This is a genomic window from Ruegeria sp. BA12, from assembly GCF_056539625.1.
In genome coordinates this window covers 297,154-309,482 of the sequence record NZ_JBQFVF010000001.1, presented here as the reverse complement: position 1 = coordinate 309,482, position 12,329 = coordinate 297,154, and the positions used below count along the sequence as shown (strand labels likewise).

Sequence of the window (12,329 nt, the reverse complement as noted above, 5' to 3'; positions counted from 1 at the left end):
ATATGGAGGAATTAAGGCAGTCGTCAGCGGTATTTTGCATTCATTGCCAGATGTTGCGGATTGAACTCAATCCACCACAAAGCAAGCGACACACGCGCCGCAGTCAACATGCACGCCACTTGAGGGATTCACTGATTTTTAAGATGCGGAAAACTGCTCAGGTCCTGCCGCAGGGCCTCTGACGGGCCTTGTGGATATCTTGCGGGATAAGGCCGCTGGCTGCAACCCATTTCTTTAGCTAATTGGGGTACTTGGGCAATTCAAACCGTCTTCGGTAATGCTGCGCACCTCTTGAATTTCGCGTCGGTTGAAGTTGGCAAGTCGCACCATAAGGCGGCCTTCGTGCTGAAAGGTCCACCAGCACACCGGCACGTCATCCGGGTCATCATCGTACAAAAAGCAGATCTGACCATTGGGTGTAGTGATCTGCCCATAGACACAACCTCGCCCCTCCATCCGCCAGACAGACAGTTTGGGGCTGAGAAATTCCTCGGTCCCCACCAGAAGGCCGCTGGGATAGTCGTGAAACGTAACGGTTTTACCCTGGACAGCAGCCAGAAATGCCTCAGGCGGTATCCGTGTCTGGGCGTGTGCGGCAAGCGGAGTTGCAACGACCAGCGCCGCAACGCCGACCGCTTTACCAATTGTCACGGAACCAGCGCATGGCGCGCTTGAAAGGTCGCGCGGCATAGGTATCGACCGGAATTTCGAAATCCCACCATTCGTCCTGCGGATGCGCAGCGAACAGGCTAAGCCCCACCGCTGACGAAAACCCTGGGCCTGTCGCCGATTGCGGCAGACCGTGAACGCGCAAGGGTCGACCCAAACGTACGCGCTGACCCAGAATGCGGGTCGCGAGGCCATCCAGCCCCATGATCTGACTGCCACCACCTGTCAAAACGATCTGCTGGCTGGGCATATGCTCAAATCCGGCGGCATCCAAACGCACACGCACTTCTTCCAGAATCTCTTCGACGCGAGGGCGCATGATACCGATCAACTCGGCCCGACTAACGGTGCGGCGGTCGTGTTCCCAATCACCGGTATCACCACCAATATCGATCAGGTCGCGGTCGTCAGCGCCAGTCGCGTGGACACCTCCGTTAAAGGTCTTGATCCGTTCGGCCACAGCCGCCGGAACACCCAGTCCCATCGAGATATCGGCGGTCACGTGGTCGCCGCCCATACGCACGCAATCGGCATAGATCATGTGTTTTTTCATGAAAATCGACACGCTGGTTGTACCGCCACCCATATCGATACAGGCGGCCCCCAATTCCTGCTCATCCTCGACTAGGGCCGAAACGCCAGACACGTAGGCCGAGTTCGCGATCCCCGCCAGTTCCAGATCGCAGCGTTTGATGCAGCGCACGATGTTCTGGATCGCGACGGCATCGACGGTCAACATGTGCATGTCGACCGCAAGGCTTTGGCCCATCTGCCCGCGCGGATCGATCAGCCCCGAGCGGTTATCCAAGGCAAAATTCACCGGCTGGGCATGCAACACTTCGCGCCCTGCCCCGTAATCGGGCACGTCGCAAGCGTTCAAAACACGGCCAACCTCGGCCTCGGACACAACCTGACCTTCCAGATCAACCTGAGCGTCCAGACCATAAGAACGCGGGTTCGCGCCCGAAAAACAGGCGATTACGTGATCCACCCGGATATCAGCCATCTTCTGCGCCGCCTGCAACGCGGTACGGATGGCGCGTTCGGTTTCCTGCATGGCAGTGACTTCACCAAACTGCACACCACGCGACCGCGTGGTCGCAGCGCCAATCACCCGAAATCCGGTCTGACCGGCCAGGGACCCGATGCTGTTATCTTCGCTCAAGCGGTTTGCGCCATCGAAGCGCAGCACAAGGCAGGCAATCTTGGAACTGCCAACATCCAGAATGGCGACAACACCGCGTTGCATCGCCTGCCTGCGCATCTGCCGCATGGCCCGTTGGGACTGATAAAGATCGGTCATCATGTTCGTTACTGCCCGTTACCCACTGTCACTTTTGTATTCCACCAGTCTTCGCTGGCAGCTTTGGTCATTCTTATTGTCGGGCGCTGCCCAAGCCGCATGTCCACCACGGCCACGTCACGCTCCAACAGGTCCTGCACTTCGTTCACGGCAAGCACACGTTCCAACGCGCGCACCGGGCGTTCGGTTGGCAACATGATGCGTTGGCCGCGATCCAGAACCAGATCCCAACGTCGCTCGCCAATCCGCACCAGACCGCGAACCCGGCCACCCAAGCTGCGGGCAGTGGTCACCAGTTGCAACGCCTCGGCCACATGGGCATCCGCACCCTTGCCTGCGATCAGCGGCAGGGTGGTGTGTTCCTTACGCGAAGCGATGCGTTCCACATGCGCGCCGGTTTCATCCAACAGTTCGATCCCGCGGCGCGTGCGCCAGACGATGACGGGCTGACGCTCTTCAACATCCACTTGCAAGATACCACCAGGGCGCACCCGGACCGAGGCGGATTTGACCGGGTCCAGCCCGGTGATCGTGTCGCGGATCTGTTCGACATCCAGATCCCAGGAGCTTATCGGGAAGTCCAACGGCACCACTTCGCGGATGTCTTCAGACAGATTGGTACCCGCGCCATCAATCGCCATCAGATTGACCATGAATTCAGGCCGCTGCTGGATCGAGGTCTTGATGTCGGCCACATAGGCCACCACAGCCTCGCGCCGCTCGGCCGAGCCGAAATAGATCCCGGCCGCAGCGCAAAGCGCGAATATGGGCAAGCCAACCCGCAAACCCCGGCGCACACCCGGCGTCAGCATCCAACGCTGCAATCGGTAATTCAGCCGCGACGGAGCCGGATCAAACCGTTGCGATTTGCGACCGAACAGCTTGACCCCACTCAACCGCAGCTTTGGCTCCGCCTCGGACCGCGCGCCCGAGCCAAAATCCGCATCCGGTCCGGCCAGCGGCTTTGATCGGTGGATCACCGGCGCACGAGTGGCCCTTAGCGGTCGCATGAGGCGTCCTCCACCATCCACGCGCAAAGCTGGCCAAAGCTCATGCCGAAATGCTCGGCCTGTTCTGGCACAAGCGACGTTGGCGTCATCCCGGGTTGCGTGTTGGTTTCCAGCAGGAACAACCCATCAGCCCCCATGCCGTCATCCCAACGAAAATCAGTGCGGCTTACCCCCTTGCACCCCAACGCATCATGGGCGCGCAATGCGTAATCCAGACAACGGTCAAAGATGTCTTGCGGGATTTCGGCTGGCAGCACATGCCAGGACCCGCCTGGCTTGTATTTGGCGTCATAGTCGTACCAACCGCCATCGGTCATGATCTCGGTCACGGTCAGCGCGCGGTCCCCCATCACGGTCACTGTCAATTCACGACCTGCGATGTATTTCTCGACCATCACGAATTCAGGCATATCCTCGGACAGTTGCGGCGGGCCGTTTGACCCTTCATGCACGATATAGATACCGACGCTGGAGCCTTCGTTATTGGGCTTGGCGACGTAAGGGGGTTCCATCACGTGAACTTCGATCACCTCGACCTTGGGCACGATCACGCTGGGTACTACGGGCAGACCTACGGCCTGATACACCTCTTTGCTGCGTTGCTTGTCCATCGCCAGCGCCGAAGCCAGCACACCGGAATGCGTGTACGGAATCCGCATCCACTCCAGCAGACCCTGCACGCAACCATCCTCACCCCAGCGGCCATGCAGGGCGTTAAAAACCACATCTGGTTTGATGTCTAAAAGGCGCGCGTAAAGGTCGGGACCTGCGTCCAGCTCTACTACTTCAAAGCCTTCTCCCCGCAGGGCGGCTGCGCATTCGCGCCCAGAGCTGAGAGACACCTCGCGTTCCGCCGAGGGGCCACCCATCAATACCGCCACTTTGGGGTTTGTCCTGCTCGACTTACCCACTTAGCGCCTCAATGTCCCAGGACCTTATGTAGTGGTCCGTACTGCGTTATGCCTTTGATCCGTCGCCTGAATTTGCCTGTTATGGTCTGACGGTTGGGGCTTTATTCTGTCAGCGGATCACCGACCCGCATGATTTCCCACTCTAGCGTGATGCCGCTTGTTTCGTAAACCTTTTTTCGCACCTCTTCGCCCAGACCTTCAAGGTCAGCAGCCGTGGCAGTGCCGGTATTGATCAGGAAGTTCGAGTGTTTGGGGCTCATCTGAGCGCCCCCTCGCAACGCCCCGCGCATACCCGCATCGTCGATGACTTTCCACGCCTTGAGGTCATGCACGTCATCAGCGCGACCCGTGGACGAAAAGCCCGCCGGGTTGCGAAAGGTCGAACCGGCGCTGCGGTCTTTGGTGGGTTGGGTCTCGTCGCGCTTTTGCAGTTGCGCCGCCATGCGAGCGTGCAATTCAGCGGGATCACCTAACGGACCCTCGAATGTAGCGGAAACCAATACCGCCCCGTCGGGCAGATCGGACTGACGGTAGCGAAAGTTCAGATCCTCTGGGCTCAGGTCCAGAACCTCACCCTGTCGCGTGACGATGGTGGCCTTGCGCAGCACATCCGCTGTGTAGCTGCCATAGCATCCCGCATTCATCCGCACAGCCCCCCCGATCGAGCCGGGAATGGTGCGCAGAAACGTCAGGTCCACACCCGCATCCGCCGCCTTGCGCGCCACATGCGCATCCAGCGCTGCCGCGCCAGCGGTGACGGTGTTGCCATCGACCGAAATACCGTTGAACCCGCGCCCAAGCCGGATCACCACCGCGCGCAACCCGCCATCCCGAACAATCAGGTTCGAACCAACACCCATTGGGAAGACGGGAACCTCAGCAGGCAAGTCGCGCAGGAAGTGCTGAAGGTCTTCGATATCTGCAGGCTGGAATAAATAATCCGCAGGCCCACCGACCCGAAGCCAGGTTAAATCATTCAAAGGTCGGTTTTCAGTGAGTTTGCCACGAGGCGCAGGAAGTGTTTGAACCATGGCTCTCTGGTAGTTCGATTCTGTTCGCTTGTCATCTATCTGGACTAAGTTTTGCATACGTTTTGACCGCTGTCGGCTACGCAAACCTGTACTGAATCCCAAAACCAACCCGGTTCCCAAAGGAAAGGCTGTGAACATAACGAAAAGATTATAGAAGTCTTCGGCCCGCCACCACATCGGCTCTAGCAATCCTACGTTGTCCGAAGCCAGAAACCCATAGGCACTGGACAAGACAAGAAACAACAAAAGATAGACGGGCCCACGAAAACGACCCCGTTTAACAAGATTGTGGGATGCCAGCCCGGACAAAAATACCGGAAGCGCCATCGCCAACACGACAGCGGCTACTACTTCAATTATCTCCAATCCGTGTCCTCATCTGAAGGTTTGGTCAAAATGGTTCAGCTGTCCTCAACCAAGCGTTTCTTTGGAGCACAGCATTTTAACCTCTTGGGTTATTACACGGGCGCAATACTGGCATCAGACTTCAACTTCCTGAGCAAAATCCGGTGCAATCCACCAGTCAAAATTCCAAGGGTAAGACCTGGCACGAATTGGACGATCACGCTCGAGGTATAAGCGACTGAAAATAGCACAACGAACCCCTCGGCGCTCTGACTGGCGTACGCGCTAACAGGGGTCCAATACCACACGGCAAACGAAACAAACAAAAATAATAGAAGATAGATCGGTCCTCTGAACTTCCCTTTAATAATAAGAATGTGTGAGGCTATCCAAATCAAAAACAGGGGCAGAAAGAATGCGAGAGTGTAAAAGACGTATTCGATCATGTCAGTGTCCAACAAGCCGTCGCACCCAACGCCCCAGATAAATCACCGGCCAGCGCAGCACCGACATGCCTGCTGCCATTACAATCAACCCGATCCACGGTCCGTTCTGAAGCGTCACGTATCCCAAAATCGGAATCCCCACCGCAATCAGGATATAGGCGCGGGTCCAGTGATTGTCTTTGCTGGGGATCATCGCCAACACATTCGCAGCAATTCCCCAAAGCGCGGCAAGGGCGATGGACAAGTTCATTTCTGAACCTCCGCACCGGTCCAACGGCGCCAGTAAAACCGGATGGGATTGCGGAACAGGGATACAAAGGCAGCGCTAGCCAACAGCCCAAACACCCAGCCATAGTCATGGCCCAGCCAGACAATCAGAGCAGGCGCAGAGATGAATAACACAACTCCAGGCGGGAACTGCAGACGCATCGGCAACATGGCCACAATCGTCGAGGCCACGACCCACAAGGCTGCAAACATTACCGAATATGCCATATGCCCCTCCGAGGACATCCCGTCTGCGATTGCGACGTCACACTTTATAGTTGCAATAGGCGAGAGTCCATTGCCTCAGACCACCTGTTTTTGCTGCAATCGAGCGGGCAATCCGTTGGCCCAGGCACTGATCGTACCAGCCCCCAGGCAGACGACCATATCTCCGGGACGCGCCTGTTCGCGAACCAGACGTTCAAGATCGCCCTCGTCCAGCAATGCGCGGGCGTGTCGATGGCCGTGGCGGATCAGGCCCTGCACAAGATCATCGCGGGATGCACCCTTGATCGGGTCCTCTCCGGCGGCAAATATGTCAGCGATGGCAACGACATCGGCGTCGTTGAAACACGTGCAGAAATCATCAAACAGGTTGGACAGGCGGGAATACCGGTGCGGCTGATGCACGGCGATGACCCGTCCCTCGGTGGCCTGACGGGCAGCTTTCAGCACAGCAGCAATTTCCACAGGGTGATGGCCGTAATCGTCAATGATGGTGACCCCATCAACCTCACCCACCTTGGTAAAGCGGCGGTTCACGCCACCGAAATTGGCCAGCGCATCACGAATTTCCGAGGTCTTCATGCCCAGGTGCCGGGCCACTGCCGCCGCAGACAAGGCATTCGAGACATTGTGATCACCGGGCATCGGCAAGGTACAGCCTTCGATCACCGTGTCTTCGTATTGCAGGTGGATGTCGAAATGCGCGATGCCGCCTTTGTAAGTCAGGTTAACTGCACGTACATCGGCCTGCGCATTGAAGCCATAGGTCCGCACGCGCCGGTCAGTGATGCGGCCAACCAGCGTCTGCACCTCGGCATGATCGGTGCAGCACACGGCCAGACCGTAGAAAGGCAAGTTCGACACGAACTCGTAGAAACCGTCGCGCAATTTGTCGAAGTCGCCCCAGTGTTCCATATGCTCGGGGTCGATATTGGTAACAATGGCAATGGTCGCAGGTAGACGGTTGAACGAGCCGTCGGATTCGTCGGCCTCGACCACCATCCATTCGCCCTGTCCCATCCGCGCGTTGGAGCCATAGGCGTGGATGATCCCACCATTGATCACCGTCGGGTCGAAATCACCGGCCACCATCAACTCGGCCATCATGGTGGTGGTGGTTGTTTTGCCGTGGGTTCCGGCAATCGCGATGTTGGACTTCAGGCGCATCAATTCGGCCAGCATGTCAGCCCGGCGTACAACCGGCAGTCCGCGCGCGCGGGCACCGTCCAATTCCGGGTTGCCCGGTTTGATCGCGGTCGACACCACTACTACGGCGGCGTTTTCCAGGTTCTCGGCGCGTTGGCCGACAAAAATCTCGCCCCCCAAGCTGGCCAGACGGTCAGTGATTTTCGAGGCCTTCAGGTCCGACCCCTGCACCCGGTAGCCAAGGTTCAGCAGCACCTCGGCAATGCCCGACATCCCGATCCCGCCGATCCCTACGAAATGGATCGGCCCTACATCTTGCGGCAGTTTGGTTGCAGGATTCATGCGGTCTCCTTCTGCGCCAGTTGCTCGACAAGGGCCGTCAGACGCTCGGTTGCGTCCGGAGCTCCGGTCGAAAGGGCGGCATGGGCCATTTTTTGCGCGGCTTCAGGGTTAGTCAGAACTGCGGTGATTTGCTCGGTCAGCGAGGAAACGTCAAGGGCGTTTTCAGGAATCATGATCGCCCCACCCGCCTGTACCAGCCCGCGCGCATTGGCGGTCTGGTGGTCGCCAGCGGCAGCCGCAAACGGGATCAGGATCGAGGGTCGCCCGATGACCGAAATATCGGCAACGCTTGACGCCCCCGAGCGCGAGATAACCAACTGTGCATCCGACATGCGGCGGGGAACGTCGTGAAAAAACGGTTTGACCTCGGCACGGATTCCATGGTCGGCGTAGAACGCCGTGACCCGTTCGCCATCTTCGTCACGTGCCTGATGGGCAACGCGGATTTGGCCGCGCAGCAATTCGGGCAAAGCTGCAATCGCGCCGGGCACCACATCGCTGAGGATGCGCGCGCCCTGCGATCCCCCCATCACCAGGATCGACATCGGGTAATCTCCGGGCGGAATGTAACCCGCCGCCGCGCGTTCAAGAACGGCGGCCCGAACCGGATTGCCAGTATGGATGCCCTTTGCCCCCTCGGGCAGATTCGTGGGCCAAATACCGCAAGCTACCTGAGACACGCGGGTCGCAAACAACTGGTTTACCCGTCCCAGAATACCGTTCTGTTCATGGATCATGCGCGGGATTTTCAACATCGTCGCCGCGCCGAGCGCCGGGATCGAGGGGTAACCGCCAAATCCCACAACCACATCCGGCCGGTCGCGCATCATCTGCAATGACATGCTGGTCACGCCACCCGCAATCTTGGGTCCGACCAGCGCCTTTGCGGCCAAACCACCACGCGCGAAAGTGGCCGAGGACGCCTCGACAATTTCGGTCGAGTGCGGGAAGCCACTGGTATACCGTGCGCCGCGCGTATCGGTAGACAGGCGCACGCGCCAACCTTTTTGCAGCATCGCCTCAGCCAGCGCTTGTGCCGGGAACATGTGCCCCCCGGTGCCGCCAGCTGCAATCAGAAGGTAGGGTTTGTTCATTAACCTCGTCCGCGCAGTATATCGCCAAGCTCGCCCTGTGGGCGGGTGCGGGTGAAGGCCAACAACATGCCAACCGCGATGCCGCCCGCAATCAGGGATGAACCACCATAACTGACAAACGGCAGCGTCATGCCTTTGGCGGGCAACAGCCGCACCGCAACGCCCATATTAATCATCGCCTGCACACCGAACATGCAGGCCAGACCGGTGCCTGCCAGACGGATGAACATGTCCCGCTCGCGCATCAACCGCAGCAGCGAGCGTACAACGATGATCGAATAGAGCGCGATGATGATCAGCACCAGGATCAGGCCGTATTCCTCAGCCGCGACAGCGATGATAAAATCGGTATGCGCATCGGGCAGCGACCATTTCACCTGCCCCTCGCCCACGCCAACACCGAACAATCCACCTTCGCGAATGGCGTTGGTGGCATAGCCCAGCTGCGTGGTCGGATCGACCTCTTGGTTCAGGAACCCGTCGATGCGGCGGGCAAAGTGTTCCGAGTTCGAATAGGCCAGCATACCGCCAAGCACGACCGCCCCGGCCATACCCAGCAGAAGCAGCATAGGTGCCCCTGCCACAAAATACATCACGCCCCAGCCAAACAGGATCAGACAGGCTTGACCGAAATCAGGTTGCAACACCAGCATGCCAACGATGGCCATGCACAGCGCAAAGGACCACAACCGCCCCGGAGGACCGTTGATTTCCTGCGACGCGGCCAGCAACCATGCGGCCACGACAATAAAGCCGGGCTTAAGAAACTCGGATGGCTGCATCGAGGCAAAGCCCAGCGAATACCAACGCACCGCCCCCTTGCCGAAATCGGTGCCAAAGACCGGCAGAAACGCCAGCGCCACAAACGACGCAAGAAAGCCCAGCACTGCCAGACGCCGCACCAGTGTCGGGGACATCATCGAGGTCAGCAGCATCGCAACCAGAGCCAGCCCGCCAAAGATCGCCTGCCGTTCGACATAGTGGAACGGGTCAAACCCGTTGCGCCCGGCCAACGGCGGCGACGAGGCCAGCCCCAGCAACAGCCCAATGACAAACAGGATCAGCACACAGGACATGGTCCAGCGATCAATCGTCCGCCACCACTTTGGTAGAATCGGTTCTCCGCGCTGGTCCTGGACCGCGCCATACACCATCTCAGTCATGAGATACCGCCACTTACTGCCTCGTTCACGCCCCGTTTTCGGGATCTGATTGAGAGTCTACAGACATTTTTGCGTTTGGGCTAGCGGAATGAGCGGGTATGCGGAAAACGGCCCGTCAGTGGCGGTGACCTTAGCAATTGGACAAACGGCCCCAATCCCATCGCGGTGTCAAAGGGGCTGAATAATGCCCGCGCAGGACAGCGCAGAATTTACGTCACTCTTTGATTGGATACCGATCCGGCTCTTCAAACACGTCGATCACACGGGTCCCGGCCTTGATCTGCCCACCGTGTTCCACCCCGGCCGGAATCGAATAGCTGTCACCGGGACGGTAGGTTTTGGTAACTCCTCCGATAGTCAGCTCGACCTCACCTTCGATGACCGTTCCCCATTGGGCCCCATGTGAATGCAATGGAAGCTCCATATCCTGAAGAAACGTAAAAAACGCCGCGAGGCCAGCGTCAGATCTTATGACCGCCGTCTGCACGACATCCTCGGGGAAAGGCACGTCCAATTTGGGAAATGCAGTAATAAAGTCCGGAAATCGCATCGATTTATCCTTTTTTGAAAACGCGCGTCAAAAGGGCAGCATGTCAGCGCGTTGGGCAGCTTGCAATCTGTATTTCTACTGACCAAAACGCCTCACGATGCAATGACCCATGAAGTCTTTTGCAGTGCGCCGAAACCGCGCTGGCTCTTGCCTTCCTTCCAATTCCACGCCATGCGCAGCCCATGACATATGACACGATCATCCTCGGTGCCGGTGCAGCCGGTATGATGTGCGCGATCCATTGCGGTGGGCGCGTTCTGGTGATCGATCATGCCAAAGCGGCCGGAGAGAAAATTCGCATCTCAGGTGGCGGGCGTTGCAATTTCACCAACATGTACGCCGGGCCGGGCAATTTTCTGTCGCAAAACCCGCATTTCTGCAAGTCGGCCTTGGCGCGATACACGCAATGGGATTTCGTTGATCTGGTCGGGCGCCACGATATCGCGTGGCATGAAAAAACCCTTGGCCAATTGTTCTGCGACGGGTCCTCGAAACAGATCATTCAGATGCTGTTGACCGAGATGGAGCGCGCCGGGGCCAATCTGTGGGTGCGTACCGAGTTGAAAGATTTGCGCAAGATCGAGGCCGGTTTCGCGCTGGAGGTCGAGCGCGAAGGGCAGCGCCTCAGCCTGACTTGCACCAATCTGGTTCTGGCAACGGGCGGTAAGTCGATCCCCAAGATGGGTGCAACCGGCTTGGCCTATGATATCGCCCGCCAGTTCGGTCTGCGGATCACCGACACACGCGCAGCATTGGTGCCGTTCACCTTCTCGGACGGGAAATTCAAGGACCTTTCCGGCGTGTCCCTGCCGGCACGCCTGTCAAACGAGCGCATCAGCTTTGACGAGGCGCTGCTGTTCACCCATCGCGGCCTCAGCGGGCCATCGGTGCTGCAATTGTCTTCTTATTGGCGCGAGGGTGAGGCGATCCGGGTCAACCTGATACCCGATCTTCCCCTTTTCGACCTGCTGCGCGATCAGCGGCAAAGCGGGGGCCGCAAGGCCCTGACCACTGAACTTGCCCGCCACTTGCCAACGCGGCTGGTGGAGTACCTAAGCCTGCATATTCCGATGCAGGGCAACCTGGCCGACCAATCCGACGCGGCACTGACCGATTTGATTACGGCCCTGTCCAATTGGCCATTGACCCCTTCGGGCACCGAAGGTTATCGCACCGCCGAGGTCACCCTGGGCGGGATCGATACTGATGATCTGTCGTCAAAAACGATGGAGGCCAGGGATGTCCCCGGCCTCTATGCGATTGGCGAAGCGGTGGATGTCACTGGTTGGCTGGGCGGCTACAATTTCCAATGGGCGTGGTCCTCGGGCCACGCTGCTGGAGTTGCAATCGCAACCCGTTAGCCGACGACGTTATAGCCACGTCCGCGCATACAGTTGCGCACGATGACTTCTTTATTCTGGTTCTTGTTGATCACGTCCGCACCGGCACCGACCAGAGCGCCAGCGACCGCTGCACGACCCAGATTGTCGCTGCTGTCCTGAACGATCCCGGTAACCGCAGCCGCACCTGCCGCGCCGATTGCGGCGTTCCCGGCGGTGGAGCCATCAACGCTGGCTTGCGATGCAGCCAGCTGTTGGCATTGCTGCAGATCCACGTTGTAGTTCGGGCCAATCGGGCCATCGACAATCGGCTGATAATTGGCACCAACATTCGTGCAGGCACCAGCTACCAAAACGGCGGGTAGGATCAGAGAAAACTTACGGTATGGCATAGTCATTACCTCGTGTTGAATTTGCCCGGAGCCAAACGTAATTGTCACGGCGCGTCAAGCTGATAGCACTGTAGCTTGGCCCAACTGGCGGTCTA

13 protein-coding genes are annotated in these 12,329 nt (G+C 58.5%); 1 reads left to right on the top strand and 12 read right to left on the bottom strand.

Going from position 1 to position 12,329, the window contains the following annotated elements; translation table 11 throughout:
* Positions 1-234: 234 nt before the first annotated feature.
* The 11 genes from ACR0B0_RS01540 to ACR0B0_RS01490 all read right to left on the bottom strand — a co-directional run bounded on the left by ACR0B0_RS01540 (position 235) and on the right by ACR0B0_RS01490 (position 10,502).
* Positions 235-651 carry a hypothetical protein gene (locus ACR0B0_RS01540; protein WP_367647898.1) on the bottom strand — a complete coding sequence of 139 codons (417 nt, stop codon included), beginning with the start codon at positions 649-651 and terminating at the stop codon, positions 235-237.
* Positions 638-1,972: a cell division protein FtsA gene (ftsA, locus tag ACR0B0_RS01535; protein WP_170360645.1), complete on the bottom strand. Its 1,335-nt coding sequence runs from the start codon at positions 1,970-1,972 to the stop codon at positions 638-640. The genes ACR0B0_RS01540 and ftsA overlap by 14 nt, the downstream gene beginning before the upstream one ends.
* Positions 1,973-1,980: 8 nt before the next feature.
* Positions 1,981-2,982, bottom strand: a complete 1,002-nt coding sequence (locus tag ACR0B0_RS01530) for a cell division protein FtsQ/DivIB (RefSeq protein WP_480646123.1) — start codon at positions 2,980-2,982, stop codon at positions 1,981-1,983.
* The gene (locus ACR0B0_RS01525) at positions 2,970-3,893 is read right to left on the bottom strand and encodes a D-alanine--D-alanine ligase (RefSeq protein WP_480646121.1); all 924 of its coding nucleotides are present in this window, start codon (positions 3,891-3,893) and stop codon (positions 2,970-2,972) included. The genes ACR0B0_RS01530 and ACR0B0_RS01525 overlap by 13 nt, the downstream gene beginning before the upstream one ends.
* A gap of 101 nt (positions 3,894-3,994) precedes the next feature.
* Positions 3,995-4,924 carry a UDP-N-acetylmuramate dehydrogenase gene (gene murB / locus ACR0B0_RS01520; RefSeq protein WP_170348046.1) on the bottom strand — a complete coding sequence of 310 codons (930 nt, stop codon included), beginning with the start codon at positions 4,922-4,924 and terminating at the stop codon, positions 3,995-3,997.
* Positions 4,925-5,716: 792 nt separating this feature from the next.
* A complete protein-coding gene (locus ACR0B0_RS01515; RefSeq protein WP_170348045.1) occupies positions 5,717-5,965 on the bottom strand; it encodes a DUF2484 family protein in 249 nt (82 codons plus the stop codon).
* Complete coding sequence (locus ACR0B0_RS01510; RefSeq protein ID WP_170348044.1) at positions 5,962-6,210, bottom strand: DUF2484 family protein; 249 nt, start codon at positions 6,208-6,210, stop codon at positions 5,962-5,964. The genes ACR0B0_RS01515 and ACR0B0_RS01510 overlap by 4 nt, the downstream gene beginning before the upstream one ends.
* Before the next feature lie 75 nt (positions 6,211-6,285).
* Complete coding sequence (gene murC, locus ACR0B0_RS01505; protein WP_170348043.1) at positions 6,286-7,695, bottom strand: UDP-N-acetylmuramate--L-alanine ligase; 1,410 nt, start codon at positions 7,693-7,695, stop codon at positions 6,286-6,288.
* Positions 7,692-8,789 carry a UDP-N-acetylglucosamine--N-acetylmuramyl-(pentapeptide) pyrophosphoryl-undecaprenol N-acetylglucosamine transferase gene (locus ACR0B0_RS01500; RefSeq protein ID WP_480646119.1) on the bottom strand — a complete coding sequence of 366 codons (1,098 nt, stop codon included), beginning with the start codon at positions 8,787-8,789 and terminating at the stop codon, positions 7,692-7,694. The genes murC and ACR0B0_RS01500 overlap by 4 nt, the downstream gene beginning before the upstream one ends.
* Positions 8,789-9,952, bottom strand: coding sequence for a putative lipid II flippase FtsW (gene ftsW, locus ACR0B0_RS01495; RefSeq protein ID WP_170348041.1), 1,164 nt, complete (start codon positions 9,950-9,952; stop codon positions 8,789-8,791). The genes ACR0B0_RS01500 and ftsW overlap by 1 nt, the downstream gene beginning before the upstream one ends.
* Before the next feature lie 214 nt (positions 9,953-10,166).
* The gene (locus ACR0B0_RS01490; protein ID WP_170374536.1) at positions 10,167-10,502 is read right to left on the bottom strand and encodes a cupin domain-containing protein; all 336 of its coding nucleotides are present in this window, start codon (positions 10,500-10,502) and stop codon (positions 10,167-10,169) included.
* A 182-nt stretch (positions 10,503-10,684) separates the two neighbouring features.
* Here ACR0B0_RS01490 and ACR0B0_RS01485 point away from each other — a divergent pair, with 182 nt between their 5' ends.
* A complete protein-coding gene (locus ACR0B0_RS01485) occupies positions 10,685-11,863 on the top strand; it encodes a BaiN/RdsA family NAD(P)/FAD-dependent oxidoreductase (protein WP_170577362.1) in 1,179 nt (392 codons plus the stop codon).
* Here ACR0B0_RS01485 and ACR0B0_RS01480 read toward each other — a convergent pair.
* A complete protein-coding gene (locus ACR0B0_RS01480; RefSeq protein ID WP_254428516.1) occupies positions 11,860-12,234 on the bottom strand; it encodes a glycine zipper family protein in 375 nt (124 codons plus the stop codon). The two genes, ACR0B0_RS01485 and ACR0B0_RS01480, sit on opposite strands and share 4 nt — an antisense overlap.
* Positions 12,235-12,329 lie beyond the last annotated feature (95 nt).

Coding starts and splice junctions, on each gene's coding strand:
- ftsA (WP_170360645.1), bottom strand. CDS start 1,972: ATGACCGATCTTTATCAGTCCCAACGGGCCATGCGGCAGATGCGCAGG.
- ACR0B0_RS01530 (WP_480646123.1), bottom strand. CDS start 2,982: ATGCGACCGCTAAGGGCCACTCGTGCGCCGGTGATCCACCGATCAAAG.
- murB (WP_170348046.1), bottom strand. CDS start 4,924: ATGGTTCAAACACTTCCTGCGCCTCGTGGCAAACTCACTGAAAACCGA.
- ACR0B0_RS01515 (WP_170348045.1), bottom strand. CDS start 5,965: ATGAACTTGTCCATCGCCCTTGCCGCGCTTTGGGGAATTGCTGCGAAT.
- ACR0B0_RS01510 (WP_170348044.1), bottom strand. CDS start 6,210: ATGGCATATTCGGTAATGTTTGCAGCCTTGTGGGTCGTGGCCTCGACG.
- murC (WP_170348043.1), bottom strand. CDS start 7,695: ATGAATCCTGCAACCAAACTGCCGCAAGATGTAGGGCCGATCCATTTC.
- ACR0B0_RS01500 (WP_480646119.1), bottom strand. CDS start 8,789: ATGAACAAACCCTACCTTCTGATTGCAGCTGGCGGCACCGGGGGGCAC.
- ftsW (WP_170348041.1), bottom strand. CDS start 9,952: ATGACTGAGATGGTGTATGGCGCGGTCCAGGACCAGCGCGGAGAACCG.
- ACR0B0_RS01490 (WP_170374536.1), bottom strand. CDS start 10,502: ATGCGATTTCCGGACTTTATTACTGCATTTCCCAAATTGGACGTGCCT.
- ACR0B0_RS01485 (WP_170577362.1), top strand. CDS start 10,685: ATGACATATGACACGATCATCCTCGGTGCCGGTGCAGCCGGTATGATG.
- ACR0B0_RS01480 (WP_254428516.1), bottom strand. CDS start 12,234: ATGCCATACCGTAAGTTTTCTCTGATCCTACCCGCCGTTTTGGTAGCT.